Annotated in this window: 16 protein-coding genes and 1 tRNA gene; 14 read left to right on the top strand and 3 right to left on the bottom strand. The window is 61.7% G+C overall.

Annotated elements, in window-relative coordinates; all coding sequences use genetic code 11:
* The first annotated feature begins 179 nt into the window (after nt 1–179).
* The 5 genes from O3300_RS12535 to eutC are packed head-to-tail and all read left to right on the top strand — an operon-like array spanning nt 180 to nt 5044.
* Nucleotides 180–740 (top strand): GbsR/MarR family transcriptional regulator, encoded by a 561-nt coding sequence (locus tag O3300_RS12535; RefSeq protein WP_305053083.1) that lies wholly within the window; start codon nt 180–182, stop codon nt 738–740.
* Complete coding sequence (locus O3300_RS12530) at nt 737–1378, top strand: DUF4166 domain-containing protein (RefSeq protein WP_099666633.1); 642 nt, start codon at nt 737–739, stop codon at nt 1376–1378. Before O3300_RS12535 ends, O3300_RS12530 begins: the two co-directional genes overlap by 4 nt.
* Nucleotides 1375–2838: a TIGR01777 family oxidoreductase gene (locus O3300_RS12525; RefSeq protein WP_305053082.1), complete on the top strand. Its 1464-nt coding sequence runs from the start codon at nt 1375–1377 to the stop codon at nt 2836–2838. Before O3300_RS12530 ends, O3300_RS12525 begins: the two co-directional genes overlap by 4 nt.
* Nucleotides 2839–2872: 34 nt before the next feature.
* Complete coding sequence (locus O3300_RS12520; RefSeq protein WP_305053081.1) at nt 2873–4261, top strand: ethanolamine ammonia-lyase subunit EutB; 1389 nt, start codon at nt 2873–2875, stop codon at nt 4259–4261.
* Nucleotides 4262–4270: 9 nt separating this feature from the next.
* Nucleotides 4271–5044, top strand: a complete 774-nt coding sequence (gene eutC, locus O3300_RS12515) for an ethanolamine ammonia-lyase subunit EutC (RefSeq protein WP_305053080.1) — start codon at nt 4271–4273, stop codon at nt 5042–5044.
* Here the strand turns inward: eutC and tsaD are convergent, their stop codons facing one another.
* Nucleotides 5045–6085: a tRNA (adenosine(37)-N6)-threonylcarbamoyltransferase complex transferase subunit TsaD gene (tsaD, locus tag O3300_RS12510; protein WP_099666637.1), complete on the bottom strand. Its 1041-nt coding sequence runs from the start codon at nt 6083–6085 to the stop codon at nt 5045–5047.
* Nucleotides 6086–6294: 209 nt separating this feature from the next.
* Between tsaD and O3300_RS12505 the strand changes: the two genes are divergently transcribed.
* Nucleotides 6295–6705, top strand: coding sequence for a nitrite reductase (NAD(P)H) small subunit (locus O3300_RS12505; protein ID WP_305053079.1), 411 nt, complete (start codon nt 6295–6297; stop codon nt 6703–6705).
* A 45-nt stretch (nt 6706–6750) separates the two neighbouring features.
* Here the strand turns inward: O3300_RS12505 and O3300_RS12500 are convergent, their stop codons facing one another.
* Nucleotides 6751–7812 carry a 3-deoxy-7-phosphoheptulonate synthase gene (locus O3300_RS12500; protein ID WP_099666639.1) on the bottom strand — a complete coding sequence of 354 codons (1062 nt, stop codon included), beginning with the start codon at nt 7810–7812 and terminating at the stop codon, nt 6751–6753.
* Nucleotides 7813–7962: 150 nt separating this feature from the next.
* The gene (locus tag O3300_RS12495; protein WP_305053078.1) at nt 7963–8640 is read right to left on the bottom strand and encodes a hypothetical protein; all 678 of its coding nucleotides are present in this window, start codon (nt 8638–8640) and stop codon (nt 7963–7965) included.
* A gap of 147 nt (nt 8641–8787) precedes the next feature.
* Here O3300_RS12495 and ybiB point away from each other — a divergent pair, with 147 nt between their 5' ends.
* The 8 genes from ybiB (at nt 8788) to O3300_RS12455 (ending at nt 18494) form a co-directional block, all read left to right on the top strand.
* Nucleotides 8788–9780, top strand: coding sequence for a DNA-binding protein YbiB (ybiB, locus tag O3300_RS12490; protein WP_305053077.1), 993 nt, complete (start codon nt 8788–8790; stop codon nt 9778–9780).
* Nucleotides 9781–9836: 56 nt separating this feature from the next.
* The gene (locus O3300_RS12485) at nt 9837–11051 is read left to right on the top strand and encodes an NAD(P)/FAD-dependent oxidoreductase (protein WP_099666642.1); all 1215 of its coding nucleotides are present in this window, start codon (nt 9837–9839) and stop codon (nt 11049–11051) included.
* 183 nt (nt 11052–11234) lie between these two features.
* Nucleotides 11235–11447: a 30S ribosomal protein S21 gene (gene rpsU / locus O3300_RS12480; protein WP_008451879.1), complete on the top strand. Its 213-nt coding sequence runs from the start codon at nt 11235–11237 to the stop codon at nt 11445–11447.
* A 195-nt stretch (nt 11448–11642) separates the two neighbouring features.
* Nucleotides 11643–12095 (top strand): GatB/YqeY domain-containing protein, encoded by a 453-nt coding sequence (locus O3300_RS12475; RefSeq protein WP_076567823.1) that lies wholly within the window; start codon nt 11643–11645, stop codon nt 12093–12095.
* Between the two features lie 130 nt (nt 12096–12225).
* On the top strand, nt 12226–14022 hold the full coding sequence (gene dnaG / locus O3300_RS12470; protein WP_305053076.1) for a DNA primase: 1797 nt from the start codon (nt 12226–12228) through the stop codon (nt 14020–14022).
* A 464-nt stretch (nt 14023–14486) separates the two neighbouring features.
* The gene (gene rpoD, locus O3300_RS12465) at nt 14487–16727 is read left to right on the top strand and encodes an RNA polymerase sigma factor RpoD (protein WP_099666644.1); all 2241 of its coding nucleotides are present in this window, start codon (nt 14487–14489) and stop codon (nt 16725–16727) included.
* 108 nt (nt 16728–16835) lie between these two features.
* Nucleotides 16836–16914 (top strand) — tRNA-Ile (locus O3300_RS12460).
* 386 nt (nt 16915–17300) lie between these two features.
* Nucleotides 17301–18494, top strand: a complete 1194-nt coding sequence (locus O3300_RS12455; protein WP_305053075.1) for an AAA family ATPase — start codon at nt 17301–17303, stop codon at nt 18492–18494.
* The last annotated feature ends 51 nt before the right edge of the window (nt 18495–18545 follow it).

Here is an 18545-nt window from a genome sequence, read left to right as displayed (position 1 = left end):
CACTTGACTCGGTTTCCGTTCCGTCTTACATTTCTGTAACGACAGAAATAAGAGAAAATCATGAAATCAAGAACGCCGAACAGAACCGTAGCGAGCGGCAGTGATTTGTGGCCGAGAAGCGCAGCTGTGCTTGAGCACAGTGAGCATCGCAGACCGCAAAGCGCGACGCGGAGTAGATTATGGTAGGCGTTCTGAGTCCGACCACGCAAAAATACATTTTGCACTGGGGCGAGATGGGCACCCGCTGGGGCGTCAACCGCACGGTGGCGCAAATCCATGCGCTGCTGTTCCTGGCCAACGAACCCTTGACGGCGGAAGACATCGCGGCCAGCCTGAATGTGGCCAGGTCCAACGTCAGCAACAGCCTGAAGGAATTGCAAAGCTGGGGCCTGGCGCGCATCACGCACGTGATGGGGGACCGGCGCGACCATTTCGTCGCCCTGCAGGATGTGTGGGAAATCTTCCGCGTCATCATGGAAGAGCGCAAGCGGCGCGAGATCGACCCCACCCTGACGGTGCTGCGCGAATGCGCGATCGAGGGCGAGCACGATGCGGCGATACCGCCGGCGACGCTGGAGCGCATGGGCGAAGTGCTGGCGTTTCTGGAAATGCTCTGCAGCACCTACAGCGACTATAAGAACCTGCCGCCGGCGACCCTGCAGCGCATGCTATCGATGGGCGGCAAGGTGGCCAAGTTCCTCAGCCCGGAAGACAAACCGGGCAAGCGCGGGGAATCATGAACGGCCCCTCGGAAGGAGAACTGTTCAAGAAGGTGATGGGCGAGCAGTGGCTGACCCTGCACCCGGACATCCGCCGCCGCTTCGAGAAAAATCCCGCGCCGGGCCAGCCCCTGTATTACCGCGGTGAACTCAGTGAGCTTACCAGTTCGCGCCTGGGAAAATGCCTCGGCTGGCTGACGCGCCCCTTCATCGATGGCGCCCTGATTCCGCATGACGACCACGACTTCCCCGTGGATATCGAAGTCTATTCGCGCCCCGGCTGCCCCTTCATCTTCAAGCAGCGCACCTACCGTTTGCATGGGCGCGCGCCGATCCGCTTCACCTCCTATATGGCCGAAAGCGCCAGGGGCGAAGTGCTTGAATACGTGGGCATGGGCCTGGGCATGAAGCTGCTGCTCCACGTCGAGGATGGCAATCTGCACTTCACCAGCGACGGTTATTTTTGGGACCTGTTCGGCTGGCGCATGCCGCTGCCCGGCGTGCTCACGCCCGGCAAGACCTATCTGTGCCACCGCAACGAGACGCCGCAGCAGTTCAACATCCGCATCGAGATTCGCCACGCGCTGTTCGGCACCACTTTTACGCAAGCGGGCGTGTTTCGCGAGTCCGCCGCACCGGAAATGAAGGAAACACCATGAATACGCATCTGCTGGCCCTGCAACTGATGGCGGCGCAAGGCTGCCTGGGCGCCTTCGACACCATCTACCACCATGAAATCACGGAGGCGCTGCCGCAAAAGGCCTCCGCAAGGCTGGAACTGACCATCCATGCGACGCGCGCCCTGATCTACAGCCTGCTGTTCGTGGGCCTGGCCGCCTGGGAGTGGCATGGCGCCTGGGCCTGGGTGCTGGTCATCGTGTTTGGCGTGGAAATCGTGCTGACCCTGTGGGATTTCGTCGTGGAAGACCAGACCCGTCTCTTGCCCGCCACGGAGCGGGTCACGCACACGGTACTGGCGATTAACGCGGGCGCCTTCATCGCCTTGCTGGCCCTGAACAGCAGCGAGTGGGCCACGTTGCCGACGGCCCTCGTGTGGCAGCCGTATGGCTGGCTCAGCGTCTTCCTCGCCCTGTGCGGCGTGGGCGTGGGCTTGTCCGGCTTGCGCGACGCGTATGCCGTGTGGCAGCTGGGCCGGCGCAAGGTGCAGGAAAAGCAAGAGCAGGAAGAGCACCTGCGCTTTGCCGCCGCGCCGCAGTCCGTGCTGGTGACGGGCGCCACGGGTTTCATCGGCCAGCAACTGGTCAGCGCCTTGCTGGCCGATGGCCACGCGGTGACGGTGCTGACGCGCCAGCCGAAACAGGCCGCGTGGACCTTCGATGGCCAGGTGCGCTGCATCGATTCGCTGGACGCATTGGCGGATGCGCAGCGCATCGACATGGTGGTCAACCTGGCCGGCGCGCGCATCGTCGGGCGGCGCTGGACGGAGGCGCGCAAGGCGGCGCTGCGCCGCAGCCGGGTGGCGCTGACGCAGGAACTGGTGGCGTGGATCGCCCGCGCGCAGCACAAGCCGCGCGTACTGCTGTCGGCATCGGCCATCGGCTATTACGGCGTGCAGCCGCAGGGCGACGCCACGGAATTGACGGAGGAGAGCGCGCCGCAAGCCATCTTCATGTCGCAGCTGTGCCAGGAATGGGAAGCGGCCGCGCGCCAGGCGGAGGCATTTGGCGTGCAGGTGGGTTGCATGCGCTTTGGCCTCGTCTTCGGCCACCAGGGTTCGCTGCCGCAGATGCTCTTGCCGATCCGCTTCGGCGTGGGCGGCCCGCTGGGCAGCGGCAAGCAGTGGGTCACGTGGGTGCACGTGCGCGACGTGATCCGCGGCATCGCCCACCTGGCGCGCCGCAGCGAAGACCACGCGGTGAGCGGCGCCTACAACTTCTGCGCGCCGGAAGCGATTGAACAGCGCCGTTTCGCCCGGGTGGCGGGCGCCGTGCTGCACTGCCCCAGCTTCCTGCCCACGCCGGCCTTCGTCATGCGCGCCATGCTGGGCGAGCAGGCCGACTTGCTGGTGGAAGGCCAGCGGGTCGCGCCGCGCCGGCTGCTGGGCGAAGGCTTTGCCTTCCGCTACCCACAGCTGGAAGGGGCGCTGCGCAGTTTATAAGTTGGCGTAAGATGGGGATGGGAGGAACCGAACCATGCCCCGCTTCAGCCATACGATAGACCACCATACCTATGCCTTCGCCAGCCTGAAGGAGCTGCTGGCGAAGGCCACGCCGCCCCGTTCGGGCGATGTGCTGGCCGGCGTGGCGGCAGCCAGCGCGCGCGAACGGGTGGCGGCGCAGCTGGCGCTGGCGGACGTGCCCTTGTTGACCTTTCTCAATGAGGCGCTGGTGCCGTACGAAGACGATGAAGTCACGCGCCTGATCATCGACAGCCATGACCGTGCCACCTTTGCGCCCCTTTCCCATCTGTGCGTGGGCGATTTCCGCGACTGGCTGCTCGACGACGCGACGGATACGCCAACGCTGTCCCAGGTCGCCGCCGGCATCACGCCGGAAATGGCGGCCGCCGTCTCAAAAATCATGCGCCTGCAGGACCTGGTGCTGGTGGCCCGCAAGTGCAAGGTCGTCACGGCCTTTCGCAATACCCTGGGCCTGGAAGGCCGCCTCTCCACGCGCTTGCAGCCGAACCATCCGACGGACGACGCCACGGGGATTGCCGCCTCCATCCTCGATGGTTTGATGCTGGGCAGCGGCGACGCCGTGATCGGCATCAATCCGGCCACCGACAATGTGGCGCAGGTGGCCGCGCTGCTGCACTTGCTCGATGCCGTCATTGATCAATATCAGATTCCCACGCAGTCGTGCGTGCTCACCCACATCACCAATACGCTCGAGGCGATACGCCGCGGCGCGCCCGTCGACCTGGTATTCCAGTCGGTGGCGGGCACGCAGGCGGCCAACCGCAGCTTCGGCATCGACCTGTCCCTGCTGGCCGAGGGCCAGGCGGCGGCCCTGTCGCTGGGGCGCGGCACGGTGGGCAACAACGTCATGTATTTCGAGACGGGGCAGGGCAGCGCCCTGTCGGCCGGCGCCCACCACGGCATGGACCAGCAAACGTGCGAGGCGCGCGCGTATGCGGTGGCGCGCGCCTTCCAGCCGCTGCTGGTCAATTCCGTGGTGGGCTTCATCGGCCCGGAATACCTGTACGACGGCAAGCAGATCATGCGCGCGGGACTGGAAGACCATTTCTGCGCCAAGCTGCTTGGGCTGCCCATGGGCTGCGACGTGTGCTACACCAACCACGCGGAAGCGGACCAGGACGACATGGATGCCTTGCTGACCATGCTGGGCGTGGCCGGCTGCAATTTCATCATGGGCGTGCCGAGCGCGGACGACATCATGCTCGGCTACCAGAGCACCTCGTTCCACGACGCTCTGTATGCGCGCCGCGTGCTGGGCCTGCGTCCCGCGCCCGAATTCGCGGCCTGGCTGGCGCGCATGCGGATCACGGATGCGCAGGGCCGTTTGAACGCGACCCTGGCGCCAGCCTTCCAGGCGGCCCTGCTGCGCCTGGACGGCTAGGGAGGATACATGGACGAGAAAAGCCCGTGGCAGGCGCTGCGCGCGCATACGGCGGCGCGCATCGCGCTGGGGCGCCGCGGCGTCAGCGTGCCGACCAGCGCGCAGCTGGCGTTCCAGCTGGCCCACGCGCAGGCGCGCGACGCCGTGCACCTGGCGCTCGATGGCGAGGCCCTGGCGCAGGCGCTGACAGAACAGGGGCAAGCCTGCGTGCAGCTGCACAGTGCCGCCGCCACGCGTGCCGACTATCTGCAGCGCCCCGACCTGGGCCGCCGGCTCGACGATGCTTCGCGTGCGCGGCTGGCCGCCTTGCCGCAAGGCGTGGATCTGGCGCTGGTGGCGGCCGATGGCCTGTCGGCGCTGGCCGTGCAGCGCCACGTGGCGCCCTTCCTGGCCGCCTTGCGCGCACGGCTGGCGCTGGAAGCCTGGACGCTGTCGCCGCTGCACATCGTGGCGCAGGGACGGGTGGCCATCGGCGACGAAATAGGGGAGTTGCTGAAGGCGCGCGCCGTGCTGGTGCTGATCGGCGAGCGGCCGGGATTGAGTTCCCCGGACAGTCTGGGCCTGTACCTGACGTGGGCGCCAAAAACAGGCTTGCTGGACGAGCGCCGCAACTGCATCTCGAACGTGCGCCCGGAAGGGCTGGCGTATGCGCAGGCGGCGTACCGGCTGCATTATCTGCTGTCGCAGGCGTTCAGCCGGCAGCTGTCGGGCGTGGGCTTGAAGGATGAAACGGTGGCGGAAGGCGCGGCCCTGGCGGGCGCGCGCAACTTCCTGCTGGAGTGATCAGACTTCGCGGATTTCGTCCAGCGGCCAGCGCGGGCGCACGTTGAACGAGTAATCGTGCTTGGCCGCCTGCGGGTTGATTTGCAGGCGCATGGCGCCGGCAAAGGCGATCATGGCGCCGTTATCGGTACAGAATTCCAGCTCCGGGTAATACACCTTGAAGCGCTTCTTGGCGGCGGCCGCGTTGAGCGAGGCGCGCAATTGCGCGTTGGCGCCCACGCCGCCGGCGATCACCAGGCGTTTCAAGCCCGTGTGCTTGAGGGCCGCCACGCATTTGGCCGTCAGCACGTCGACGATGGCGTCGACGAAGCCGCGCGCGATATTCGCCTTGTCCTGTTCGCAGATATTCGCGATGACTTTTTCTTCATGGTTCTTGACCACGGTCAGCACGGCCGTCTTCAAACCGGAGAAACTGAAATTGAAATCCTTCGAGTGCAGCATCGGGCGCGGCAGTTTATAGGCCAGTGGGTCGCCGAATTCGGCCAGGCGCGAAATGGCGGGGCCGCCCGGATAGCCCAGTCCCAGCAGCTTGGCCGACTTGTCGAACGCTTCGCCGGCCGCATCATCGAGCGTTTCGCCCAGCATCGTGTACTGGCCCACGCCATCGACGCGCATCAGCTGCGTATGGCCGCCCGAGACCAGCAGGGCGATGAAGGGGAATTCCGGCGGTTCCGACGCCAGCAATGGCGACAGCAGATGGCCTTCCAGGTGGTGGATGCCCAGCACCGGCTTGTTGATGGCCAGGCCCAGGCTGCAGGCGACGGACGACCCGACCAGCAGCGCTCCGGCCAGGCCGGGACCCTGCGTGTAGGCGATAGCGTCGATCTCGGGCAGGGTGATGCCGGCCTTGGCCAGGGTTTCTTCGAGCAGCGGGATGGCGCGGCGGATATGGTCGCGCGACGCCAGTTCCGGCACCACGCCGCCATATTGCTCGTGCATGGCTACTTGCGAGTAGAGGGCGTGCGACAGCAGGCCGCGTTGCGTGTCGTACAAGGCCAGGCCGGTTTCGTCACAGGAGGATTCGACGCCAAGAACAATCATGAAGGTACTGAATAGGGAGGAGTAATCCGCCATTGTAAAGGAAAGCCGGCTGGTCCACCGTGCGGCGGGCGCACCATTTCGGCGGCAGTGTGCACTTGCGCAGTGCGCCGCGCTGGGGTTTTTCCCCGCATGTTGGCCATTTTTCGCCCGTGCGGCACTGGCACCGCTCTTGCTTAGAGAGGCGTGTGCCTTTCTCGAGGGAGCTAGCGATGTCGGAACAATGGAAAATGATTTGCCGCCTGAAGGACATGCCGCCGGCGGGCGCGCGCATGGTGCAACGGGGCCTGGCCTGGCAGGATTTGCCGGGCGTGGCGCTGTTCCGCGCGGCTGACGATACGGTGTATGCCTTGCTCGACACGGTACCTTGTCTGGGCGGCCCGCTGGCGCATGGGGTGCTGATGGAGAAAAACCTGATGGGGCCGAAGAACAGCTGGATCATCGAACTCGATTCGGGCCGCCTGGTGGCGCCCGTGCAGGGCATGGTGCGCACGTACGCCGTGCGCATCCTGGACGGGCGCATCTACCTGGACGTCAATGAACTCAATATCCCGGCCAGCAAGGCGGAACAGGCGCTGGCGGGATCGTTCGCCGTGCTGCCGCATGTGCAGATGGCAGTGTGAAAAAAAACGGCGCACAGGGCGCCGTTTTTCGTCTCCGCGAGAGGCTTACGCCGGGCGGTTCAACAAGTGCGCATGCGCGTCGCGCAGCATGGTCGCCGTCGTGTCCCAGTCGATGCAGCCGTCGGTGACGGAGCAGCCGTAGGTCAGTTGCGACAGGTCTTGCGGGATCTTCTGGTTGCCGCCGACGATGTTCGATTCGATCATCACGCCCACCAGCGAGCGGTTGCCCTGGCGGATCTGGTTGACCACGTCGGCCATCACCAGCGGCTGCAGTTCCGGCTTCTTGTAGCTGTTCGCGTGCGAGCAGTCGACCACCAGGTTGGCGGGCAGCTTGGCCTTGGCCAGCGCCTGTTCGGCGATGGCGATCGACACGGAATCGTAGTTCGGGCGGCCGTCGCCGCCGCGCAGCACGACGTGGCCGTACGCGTTGCCGCGCGTGCGCACGATGGCCACGTTGCCTTCGCCGTTAATGCCCAGGAAGGAGTGCGGGTGCGCCGACGACAGGATGGCGTTGACGGCGATGCTGATGTCGCCATCGGTGCCGTTCTTGAAGCCGACGGGCGTCGACAGGCCGGACGACATTTCGCGGTGCGTCTGCGATTCCGTGGTGCGCGCGCCGATGGCGGTCCAGGCGATCAGGTCGCCCAGGTATTGCGGCGAGATGGGGTCCAGCGCTTCGGTGGCGGTGGGCAGGCCCAGTTCGCACACGTCGAGCAGGAACTGGCGCGCCTTTTCCATGCCTTCGTTGACCTTGAACGAGTCGTCCATGTACGGGTCGTTGATATAGCCCTTCCAGCCCGTGGTGGTACGCGGTTTTTCGAAATACACGCGCATCACCAGCAGCATCGTGTCCTTGACTTCCTCTTGCAGCGCTTTCAGGCGGCGCGCGTAATCGAGGCCGGCGACGGGGTCGTGGATCGAGCACGGGCCGACGACGACGAACAGGCGCTGGTCTTTGCGGTCGATGATGTTGCGCAGCGCTTCGCGGCCGCGGCTGACGGTGTCGAAGGCGCTTTCCGACAGGGGCAGCTTGGCGTGCAGTTCGGCCGGTGTCGGCATGGGCGCGAAAGAGGTGACGTTGATATTTTCGATGTCTGGCGTATTCATGATTCTGGCTCGGCTTTCGCTATTGCGTTCTTTAAGAGGCAATAGTGTAGCGGAAATGCGGCCTGGCGGCGGGGATGGGGCCAAAACGGGAATGGCTGAGTTGTTTTTATGGCAGGGCCGGCACGCCGCCGGCCCCTTGCTTCCGGGCGCTCAATGACCGCCGGCCAGGCTGGCGCCAACGCTGTAGCGGGCGATGCGCGGGTAATTGCCGGCCAGCTCGGGTGGCCGGGACAGGCCGGGATGGCGCCGCACATGCGCAAGAATGGCGCTTTCGTGCTGGCGTATCTGCGTATCGAGGCAGGCGATCTGCTGGCGCAGCAATTGATGCAGCGCAATCTGGCCCGCATGGAAATGGGTTTCCAGGCGCGCCATTTCCTGCTGGCGCAGCTGCCGCACGGCTTGCAGGCGGCGCAGCCACTGGCGCAGCTCCACGTAGGCGGGCGAAGGCGGCGTCCAGGGGGCAGGGCGTGCCGCCGCGCAATACTTGGCCAGCACCACGGCGCCGCGCACCGCGCCGCCGGGCAGGCCGCAGCCGCGCGCATACGCTTCCAGCCGCCCGGGCTCGGCATCGCAGACCATCATGCCCATGCCGGCCAGCGCGCTGGCGGCCGCCTCGCTGTGCGGCTCGTTCACGCGCATGCAGACGCGCAAGCCCATGACGGACACGTCGTTCCTTTGCAGCCAGCTGCGCAGCCAGCGGTAGCCGGCCACGTCGTTTTCCAGCACCTTGCACAGCACTTCGCCACCCGAGAGCAGCACGGCTTTCAGCAGCAGCTTGCTCGTTTCGATGCCGACGAAGGCCGTTTCCTGTTTGCTTGCGTGTTCCATGATGAGTCCTCCTGTGCAGTCTTATACGCAGCGGTGGCGCGTTTGGATGCAGTTCCATCCAAGAAATAGCTTGAAAGACTGTTGCATTGGCGTCCATGGCGGCTTCCAGCCCGTCTGCAAGGGGGAGAATCCGTGTAAACTGGCGCCATGACGACTGTTTCCATCCCCCATACCGATGTGGCCGGCGAGCCATTCCCCGCAGCACGTTTCATCAAGGAAATAGGGCGCGGCAAGAACGGCGCGCGCAGCATGACGCGCGATGACGCCCGCGCCCTGTACCGCGCCATGCTCGAGGGCCGCGTGTCGGACCTGGAATTGGGCGGTATTTTGTTGTCCATGCGCATCAAAGGCGAGTCCGTGGACGAGATCGCCGGCTTCCTCGACGCGGCCGAAGCGTCATTCGTCCCGCTGGCCGCGCCGGTCGGCGAATTCGCGCCCATCATCATTCCCAGCTACAACGGCGCCCGCAAGATGGCCAACCTGACGGCCCTGCTGGCGCTGCTGCTGGCGCGCGCGGGGGCGCCCGTGCTCGTGCATGGCGTGACGAGCGACCCGGGCCGCATCACGACGGCCGAAGTGCTGGCCGCGCTGGGCGTGCCCGCCTCGCCGGACCATGCGCAGGCCGAGGCCGCCATGGCGCGGGGGGAAGCCGCCTTCCTGCCCATCGCCGCGCTGGCGCCGCGCCTGGCGCACATGCTGTCCCTGCGGCGCGTGCTGGGCGTGCGCAATTCCACGCACACCCTGGTGAAAATCATGCAGCCGTTCGCCAGTCCCGCCCTGCGCCTGGTGTCGTACACGCACCCGGAATACCTGGAAATGCTCGGTGAATATTTTCTGACGGCATCAGATCCTGCGCGCGGCGACGCTTTTCTGATGCGCGGCACGGAAGGCGAAACGGTGGCCAACGCCAACAAGGCGCAGCAGATCGACTGGTTTCACGGGAGCGAACGCACGGTGCTGGTGGAAAAGCAGTTGCTGGTGGAAGAGTTGCCGCACTTGCCGGCCGAGCGCGATGCAGCCACCACGGCCGCCTGGATCGCCGCCGTGCTGCGCGGCGAGGTGCCCGTGCCGCCGTCGATCGCCGAGCAGGTGGAGCAATGCCTGATGGCGTCGCGGCAGATTGCAGCACGGCCGCGCTAGCCGCGCCGCCGCAGTTTACAATGGCGTCTTTGTAATCAGCGGTGACCGGAATTCTTATGGCAAAACAATTTGATGTGGCAGTGATCGGCGCGGGCGCGGCCGGCATGATGTGTGCGGCTGTTGCCGCCCAGCAAGGCAAGCGCGTGGTGTTGATCGATCACGCGGCCAAGCTGGCCGAAAAGATCCGCATCTCGGGTGGTGGACGGTGTAATTTCACCAATATTAACGCCACGCCACAAAATTTCCTCTCGGAAAACCCGCATTTCTGCAAGAGCGCCCTGTCGCGCTACACGCCGCAGGACTTCCTCGCGCTGGTGAAAAAATACCGGATCGGCTACCACGAAAAGCACAAGGGCCAGCAATTCTGCAATGAATCGGCCGAGCAGATCATCGACATGCTCAAGGACGAGTGCGCCGCAGGCGGCGTGCATTGGCGCATGCCGTGCAAGATCGACAATGTTATCCAGCAAGAAGATGGCGGCTTCGTGCTGCAGACGGACAGCGGCGACATCGAGACGGCCAGCATCGTCATCGCCACGGGCGGACTGTCGATCCCGAAGATCGGCGCCACGGATTTCGCCTACCGCATCGCCAAGCAATTCGATTTGATGATGGTCGAGCCCCGTCCGGCCCTGGTGCCGCTGACGTTCGACCCGGCCAGCTGGGCGCCGTTCGCGGAACTGTCCGGCATCGCGCTGGAAGTGGATGTGGAAACGGGCAGCCTGAAAGGTCGCAAGGCCACGGGCGCGCGCTTCCGCGAAGATTTGCTGTTCACCCACCGCGGCTTGTCGGGCCCGGCGATTCTGCAGATTTCCAGCTACTGGCTGCCGGGCGAGCCCATCGTCGTCAACCTGTTGCCGGAAGTGGACGTGGCGCAGACCTTGATTGAAGGCAAGGGCACCTTGAAGAAGCAGCTGGGCAATATCGTCGCGCAATGGCTGCCGCAGCGCCTGGCGGACTGTTTGCTGGCCGTCAACGGCCTGGCGCCGGATGCGCGCATCGCCGACATGCCCGACGCGCAGCTGCGCAAGCTGGGCCAGGCCATCAATGCCTGGTCCATCGTGCCGAACGGTTCCGAAGGCTACCGCAAGGCCGAAGTGACGCGTGGCGGCATCGACACGCGCGAACTGTCGCAGCAGACCATGATGGCGAATAAGGTGCCGGGTCTGTATTTCATCGGTGAATCGGTCGATGTGACGGGCTGGCTGGGCGGTTACAACTTCCAGTGGGCCTGGGCTTCCGGCGTGGCGGCAGGTATTGCCTTGCAGTAAGCAAGTCTGTAGGATGGGGTTCTGGCGCCCGGTGCGCCGACCCCGGTGCGTGGTTTACGCCACATTCCGGCAGCGACCGCAGGCTGCATGCCGCACGCAAGTGGGGGAGGGGCTTCCCTTTCCGAATAAAAGCTGCTACTATCTATCTCTTCCTATACACCACCTCAACGGTTTGAATTTTACATGACCACTATTCGCCTTAAAGAAAACGAGCCGTTCGAAGTCGCAATGCGTCGCTTCAAACGCACCATCGAAAAAACGGGTCTGCTGACCGAATTGCGCGCACGCGAATTCTACGAAAAGCCAACAGCTGAGCGCAAGCGCAAGCTGGCAGCTGCTGTCAAGCGTCATTACAAACGCATCCGCAGCCAACAACTGCCGAAAAAATTATTCTAAGACTGTTCAGTCAGAACCAACCCGGGTAGTTCGGCGCATTGTTCGCCACGGGTTTTGTTTTGATTCGCCTGAAGTGATACTTCAGATGAGTCGCATACCCGCTCCGGTTCGCCGCAGCGGGTTTTCGCTTTTGTGGCTGCCTGCTTGGAGTACACAGATCAGCATCGAGCCCCACTTACCAACACGAGGATTGCCATGAGCTTGAAAGAACAAATTACCGAAGACATGAAAAACGCCATGCGCGCCAAGGAAGCGGGCAAGCTGGGCACGATTCGCCTGTTGCTGGCGGAAATCAAGCGCAAGGAAGTCGACGAGCGCATCGAATTGACGGATGCCCACGTGACGGCCATCGTGGAAAAGATGATCAAGCAGCGCAAGGATTCGATCACCCAGTTCGAAGCCGGTGGCCGTGCCGACCTGGCCGACATTGAAAAAGCCGAACTGGTGCACCTGATCGGCTACATGCCTGCCGGCCTGTCGGAAGAAGAAGTGGCGGCCGAAGTGGCTGCCGCCGTGGCCGCCTCGGGCGCCGCCGGTCCGCAAGACATGGGCAAGGTCATGGCCATCGTCAAGCCGAAGCTGGCTGGCCGCGCCGACATGACGGTGGTGTCCGCCCTGGTCAAGAAAGCCTTGACGCCGGCAGCGTAAGCATACAATAGTAGCAAGGGCTGCCAGCCGTCGCGCTGGCAGCCTGTTAACAGCCCACACGTTGACCTGGCTCAACCTCAGGCCGCGTGCGGTAGTATAGTCTGACCTATAACAAGACCCGCCCTAGCCAGTGATACCTCAATCCTTCATTTCCGATTTGCTCAACCGCGTCGATATCGTCGATGTCGTGGGGCGCTATGTGCAACTGAAAAAAGGTGGCGCCAATTTCATGGGCTTGTGCCCGTTCCACAGTGAAAAATCGCCCAGCTTTACCGTCAGCCCCACCAAGCAGTTCTATCACTGCTTCGGCTGTGGCGCGCATGGCACCTCGATCGGCTTCCTGATCGAGTACTCGGGCGTGGGCTTTGTCGACGCCGTCAAGGACCTGGCGCAGAACGTGGGCATGGTCGTGCCGGAAGCGGACGATAAAATTCCGCCAGCCCAGCGCGCGCAGATCCAGGCGCAAAGCCTGGCCCTGTCCGACGCCATGACGCAGGCGTGCGATTATTATCGCGGGCAATTGCGCCACGCACCGGAAGCCATCGCCTATCTCAAGAACCGGGGCTTGACGGGCGAAGTGGCCGCTCGCTTCGGCATGGGTTTCGCGCCCGGCGGCTGGGACAACCTGCGTTCCGTCTTCCCCGACTACGATGTGGTCGCCCTAGCCGAAGCGGGCCTGGTGATCGACAAGGTCGATGAAGAGGGCAACAACCGCAAGCGTTACGACCGTTTCCGTGAACGCATCATGTTTCCGATTCGCAATACCAAGGGCCAGGTCATCGCCTTTGGCGGCCGCGTGCTCGACCATGGCGAACCGAAATACCTGAACTCGCCGGAAACCCCCTTGTTTTCCAAGGGTTTCGAACTGTATGGCTTGTTCGAGGCGCGCCAGGCCATCCGCGACGCCGGCTATGTGCTGGTGACGGAAGGCTATATGGACGTCGTTGCCTTGGCGCAGATGGGTTTCCCGCAAGCCGTGGCAACCCTGGGCACGGCGTGCACGCCCACCCACGTGCAAAAACTGCTGCGCCAGACGGATAATGTGATTTTCAGCTTCGACGGCGACAAGGCCGGCCGCCGCGCCGCGCGCCGCGCGCTGGAAGCGAGCCTGGCCCACGTGTCGGACAATAAAACCATCAAATTCTTGTTCTTGCCGTCGGAACACGATCCAGACAGCTACATCCGCGAATTCGGCGCCGAGGGTTTTGAGCAGCAAGTGCATGAAGCCATGCCGCTGTCGCAATTTTTGCTGAAAGAAGTGTCAGGCGAGCATGATCTGTCGGAGCCGGAAGGGCGCGCCCGCGTGCAGTTCGACGCCAAGCCGCTGCTGCAGCTGATGGCGCCGTCGTCCCTGCGCCTGCAGATCGTGCGGGGGCTGGCGCAGCTGACGCAGTCCACGCCGGCCGAGATCGAAGCCCTGTTCGAGCTGGCGAAACCCGTTGCCGTGGCGCACCGCGCGCCGCCGAAATCGGGCCGCCCCGTGCCTGTCGGTCTGGAATTGAAGATCATGCGCATGCTGGTGGCGCATCCGCCGCTGACGATGCGCATCGACGAAGCCGCCCTGGCCGCCTTCCAGCACCTGGGGCCGGATGCGGCGCACAGCCTGGGGCAACTGGTGGCCGTGGGCCAGGCTCTGGGCGAGCACGGCAGTTTTGCCGCGCTGGCGCAGCAGTTGAAGGAGCTGGGCAGCGAGTATGACGAGATCATCGGCGAGATCGCGGCCGGTACGGAATCCGATTACGACAGCGAATTGTCGTGGCTGGTGAGCACCATCCGCGAGATCAAATTGAATGCCTTGAAGGCGGAATTGCAGCAATTGTTTGCGTCGGGTTTGCCATCCGAGAAAATTGGTGTACGCTACCGCGAAATCATGCAGGAGCAGGGGGCGCTGGAACGCGAGCGCGATGCCGAGTTGGTGAATCGCTAACCTTGCCTTGAGGGTATGGCGCGCACTGGAAAAACATTTTTCGCGTGCTATAATTAAATGCTAAGTATTGTGTGCTTTGGCAAGCTAGTTCTGTTTCGTAAATAGTATTTGTTTTCAGTAAGTTAGGCTCTTGATCGGCGCGGTGGATCGTGTCGGCAGCCAGGGCCAACTGGCGTTTTCGGCGTTGCGGGCAAGGCTCGCAGACGCTGGCAAGCCGCGCCAGGCTCTCGCTCCCAACGCGGTCGATGCAGGAATTTTTGCCGAGGCGGCTGGCAACAGCCGGTGGACAGGAATTGCTGCGCTTCCCGCGGATCGTGGCCGATGAGGTGTAAGTAACGTAACAGTGTCGAATTTGCGTAGTCGGCAGGTTCGAAGATGGTGGTTCCCGCAGGTAGACAGGGAACTGGCAGCAAACTTTATCCTAATCCACCGTAAAGCAAGTCGTTGTGTAATCGAAAGCGCCTGTGCCAATCAAGAAACCCGAATCCAAAGCGGCTGCAAAGCCCACTAAAGTTACCACGAAAGCCGAAAAGGCGCTCGACCGGCCAGAAGCGCGCGTTACCAGCGCGCCCGTGGTCAGCCAGACCACCGACGCTGCCACCCTGGCAGCCATCGATACGTCCGGTTATGTCTTGCCGTCGGTAAAAGTGCCAGGCCGCCGCGGCCGCAAGCCAAAAGAATTCCAGCCAGAAAATGATGAAGTCGCCGCCCTGAACGCCGTCGAGCGGGCCGAACTGAAGGCCGTCGACAAGGCCAAGGCCAAGGACCGCAAGGCGAAAGAGCGCGCGCTGCTGAAGGACGCTTTCTCGTCCGACACGGAAGCGAGCGAGGAAGAACTCGAGCGCCGGCGCCAGAAACTCAAGACATTGATCAAGTTCGGCAAGGAACGCGGTTTCCTCACGTACGCGGAAATCAACGATCACTTGCCCGAAAACATCGTCGACCCGGAAGCCATCGAAGGCATCATCGGTACCTTCAATGACATGGGCATCGCCGTCTACGAGCACGCGCCCGATGCGGAAACGTTGTTGCTGTCCGATAACGTTGCCGTCGTCACCAGCGATGACGAGGCGGAAGCTGCGGCCGAGGCCGCATTGTCGACCGTCGATTCCGACTTCGGCCGCACCACCGACCCCGTGCGCATGTATATGCGCGAAATGGGCTCGGTCGAGCTGCTGACGCGCGAAGGCGAGATCGAGATCGCCAAACGCATCGAAGATGGCTTGAAAGACATGATCCAGGCCATTTCCGCCTGTCCCGTGACGATCGCCGAAATCATCGCCGCCGCCGACCGCATCGCCAACGAAGAGATCAAGATCGACGAAATCGTCGACGGTCTCGTCGATGAAAACGAGCCGGTCGCCGCCGCCCCTGTCGTCGCCGCTCCCGTCGAAGAAGACGAGGAAGAAGGCGAAGCGGAAGAAGAGGAAGAAGAAGAGGAAGAAGAAGCGAGCGCGTCGGGCGCCGCCGGTTTCTCCGCGGAACAGCTGGAAACCCTGAAACGCACGGCGCTGGAAAAATTCGCCGTCATTTCGCAGCAATTCGACAAGATGCGCCGCGCCTTCGAAAAAGAAGGCTACAACTCGAAACCGTACGCCAAGGCGCAGGAAGCCATTTCGCAAGAATTGCTGGGCATCCGCTTCACGGCCAAGGTGGTGGAAAAGCTGTGCGACACCCTGCGCGGCCAGGTCGACGAAGTGCGCCATATCGAGAAGCAAATCCTCGACGTGGCCGTGAACCGCTGCGGCATGCCGCGCGCCCACTTCATCAAGGTCTTCCCGGGCAATGAAACCAACCTGGACTGGGTCGATGGCGAAGTCAACGCAGGACACGCGTACAGCGCCATCCTGGGCCGCAACATTCCGACCGTCAAGGAACTGCAGCAGCGCCTGATCGACCTGCAGGCGCGCGTCGTCTTGCCGCTGCCGGACTTGCGCAACATCAACCGCCAGATGGCGGCCGGTGAAATGAAGGCGCGCAAGGCCAAACGCGAAATGACGGAGGCCAACTTGCGCCTGGTCATTTCGATCGCCAAGAAATACACGAACCGCGGCCTGCAATTCCTCGATTTGATCCAGGAGGGCAATATCGGCCTGATGAAGGCTGTCGATAAGTTCGAGTACCGCCGCGGCTACAAGTTCTCCACGTATGCGACGTGGTGGATTCGCCAGGCCATCACGCGCTCGATCGCCGACCAGGCGCGCACGATCCGCATTCCCGTGCACATGATCGAGACGATCAACAAGATGAACCGGATTTCCCGCCAGATTCTGCAGGAAACGGGCGCGGAACCCGATCCGGCCACCCTGGCGATCAAGATGGAGATGCCCGAGGACAAGATCCGCAAGATCATGAAAATCGCCAAGGAACCGATCTCGATGGAAACGCCGATCGGCGACGACGACGATTCCCACCTGGGCGACTTCATCGAGGACAACAACACCCTGGCGCCGGCCGATGCGGCCCTGCACGCGTCCATGCGGGGCGTGGTCAAGGACGTGCTCGATTCCCTGACGCCGCGCGAAGCGAAAGTGCTGCGCATGCGTTTCGGCATCGAGATGTCCACCGACCACACCCTGGAAGAAGTGGGCAAGCAATTTGACGTGACGCGCGAGCGCATCCGCCAGATCGAAGCCAAGGCGCTGCGCAAGCTGCGCCACCCATCGCGCTCCGACAAGCTGAAAAGCTTCTTGGAAGGCAACTAGAAGCCAATAGGGCTTGACGTGCGCCCCTGATACCCCTATCCTCGCGTGTCCGTTTCCAAAACGGCCGCGCGAGGCGGGTTTCAACAGCGCCGCCACGCCGCAATCCCCGGGCCTCTAGCTCATGCTTGGTTAGAGCAGCGGACTCATAATCCGTTGGTGCCGTGTTCGACTCACGGGAGGCCCACCAGAATTTGCAGCAATAGAAAAAGCCCCGGCGGGTGACTGCCGGGGCCTTTTTTATGCGCGAGACAATCACCTCATGGTTTTGTGATTCGGGCATGCTAGCCGGCATTGCCACTAACTTCATCTTTATAGCGGTACGGAGCGCGTAAGAGGCGCTGCGCACTTTGCCTGCCGTTCGACCTTGTGTTTGCAATTAAGTATGCTACAGGTCATCATCGTTGTTCAATGTGTTTATTGTTGAGCTTGTGTCTGAATGGCGGACTTGACCCTGTCACCCTCTGTGTAGGCTTTTCAAGAAGACAGTTCTCGGATTTTTCTTATTTTTCTTTCTGGCCTTGATTAAATTTATTTATTGTACTAAATTTACAAAGTTACCTTTTGGAGGTCAAAATGAGTGTTCCTACTGAAGTTGTTGTCAACCCATATCGACCCGGTGCTGGGCATCGTCCCCCATACGTTGCCGGTCGCGAGAAAGAGCAAGCTGATGTGGAGCAATATTTCAAGCAAGATCAAATTTTGACTAATATTGTTCTTACTGGGTTGCGTGGAGTTGGGAAGACGGTATTTCTTGATGAACTCAGGAAGCCGGCAGCAATGAATAAATGGTACTGGGTTGGAACCGACCTCTCCGAGTCCGCTTCAATATCTGAAGATAATCTTGCGACGCGGCTGCTTGCAGACCTAGCCGTTGTGACATCAGGTTTTACTTATAAAGATAAGTTGCCGGCTGGGCCGGGGTTCATGCAGCAGTCTACGACAATTATTCGCACACTTGATTTTCATTTTCTGAAAAATATATATGATACGACACCAGGCCTTATCGTAGATAAACTGAAGGCGGTGCTAGAGCTTTCTTGGGTCGCTATACAGAATTCTGATTCTAGAGGGGTAATATTTGCCTACGATGAGGCACAAAATTTAACTGATCATGCGGCTAAAGAACAATATCCGCTCTCTATGCTCCTAGATTTATTTCAATCGATTCAACGTAAAGGCATCCCATATATGCTTTTGCTAACTGGGCTGCCTACTCTCTTTCCAAAGCTGGTTGAGGCACGGACTTATGCAGAGAGAATGTTTCATGTTGTGACGCTAAATCGACTGGAAGTGCAGGATTGTCGTGATGCCATTACAAAGCCTATTGAAAACTTTCCTGCAAAATTTACCGAAAATGGGATTGAAAGAATTTGTGAGGTTTCAGGAGGATATCCTTATTTTATTCAATTTATTTGTCGAGAGTCATTTGATTTGGTTTTGCGAAAAGAAAATGTCGATGAATCTAGATTTCTATCGATTGTTGCGAAGCTCGATACGGATTTTTTTGCAGGACGTTGGGCCAGGGCGACAGACCGGCAACGAGACCTTATGCGACTGATTGCACAATTGCCGAATGCGGAAAATGAATTTTCGGTGCAGGAAATTGTGGAGGTCTCGAAGGAAACTGAGGAAAAATCATTCTCTAGTAGTCATGTCAATCAGATGTTGGTTTCGTTAGTAGGGGCGGGCTTAATTTTTAAAAATAGACATGGCCGCTATGCATTCGCAGTACCTCTGCTATCCCATTTTATCAATCGTCAATCATAACTAACATGATGAAGCCCCGGCGGGCAACTGCCGGGGCTTTTTTCGTGCTGT

It is taken from the genome of Janthinobacterium sp. SUN206, assembly GCF_030587305.1.
In the GTDB taxonomy this organism is placed as follows: Bacteria; Pseudomonadota; Gammaproteobacteria; order Burkholderiales; family Burkholderiaceae_D; genus Janthinobacterium; species Janthinobacterium kumbetense.
The sequence above is the reverse complement of the archived record's forward strand: the minus strand, read 5'-3'. Positions and strand labels throughout refer to the sequence as shown.

Excerpts from the sequence above, each read along its gene's own strand:
- O3300_RS12535 (WP_305053083.1), top strand. The coding sequence starts at position 180 with ATGGTAGGCGTTCTGAGTCCGACCACGCAAAAATACATTTTGCACTGG.
- O3300_RS12530 (WP_099666633.1), top strand. The coding sequence starts at position 737 with ATGAACGGCCCCTCGGAAGGAGAACTGTTCAAGAAGGTGATGGGCGAG.
- O3300_RS12525 (WP_305053082.1), top strand. The coding sequence starts at position 1,375 with ATGAATACGCATCTGCTGGCCCTGCAACTGATGGCGGCGCAAGGCTGC.
- O3300_RS12520 (WP_305053081.1), top strand. The coding sequence starts at position 2,873 with ATGCCCCGCTTCAGCCATACGATAGACCACCATACCTATGCCTTCGCC.
- eutC (WP_305053080.1), top strand. The coding sequence starts at position 4,271 with ATGGACGAGAAAAGCCCGTGGCAGGCGCTGCGCGCGCATACGGCGGCG.
- tsaD (WP_099666637.1), bottom strand. The coding sequence starts at position 6,085 with ATGATTGTTCTTGGCGTCGAATCCTCCTGTGACGAAACCGGCCTGGCC.
- O3300_RS12505 (WP_305053079.1), top strand. The coding sequence starts at position 6,295 with ATGTCGGAACAATGGAAAATGATTTGCCGCCTGAAGGACATGCCGCCG.
- O3300_RS12500 (WP_099666639.1), bottom strand. The coding sequence starts at position 7,812 with ATGAATACGCCAGACATCGAAAATATCAACGTCACCTCTTTCGCGCCC.
- O3300_RS12495 (WP_305053078.1), bottom strand. The coding sequence starts at position 8,640 with ATGGAACACGCAAGCAAACAGGAAACGGCCTTCGTCGGCATCGAAACG.
- ybiB (WP_305053077.1), top strand. The coding sequence starts at position 8,788 with ATGACGACTGTTTCCATCCCCCATACCGATGTGGCCGGCGAGCCATTC.
- O3300_RS12485 (WP_099666642.1), top strand. The coding sequence starts at position 9,837 with ATGGCAAAACAATTTGATGTGGCAGTGATCGGCGCGGGCGCGGCCGGC.
- rpsU (WP_008451879.1), top strand. The coding sequence starts at position 11,235 with ATGACCACTATTCGCCTTAAAGAAAACGAGCCGTTCGAAGTCGCAATG.
- O3300_RS12475 (WP_076567823.1), top strand. The coding sequence starts at position 11,643 with ATGAGCTTGAAAGAACAAATTACCGAAGACATGAAAAACGCCATGCGC.
- O3300_RS12455 (WP_305053075.1), top strand. The coding sequence starts at position 17,301 with ATGAGTGTTCCTACTGAAGTTGTTGTCAACCCATATCGACCCGGTGCT.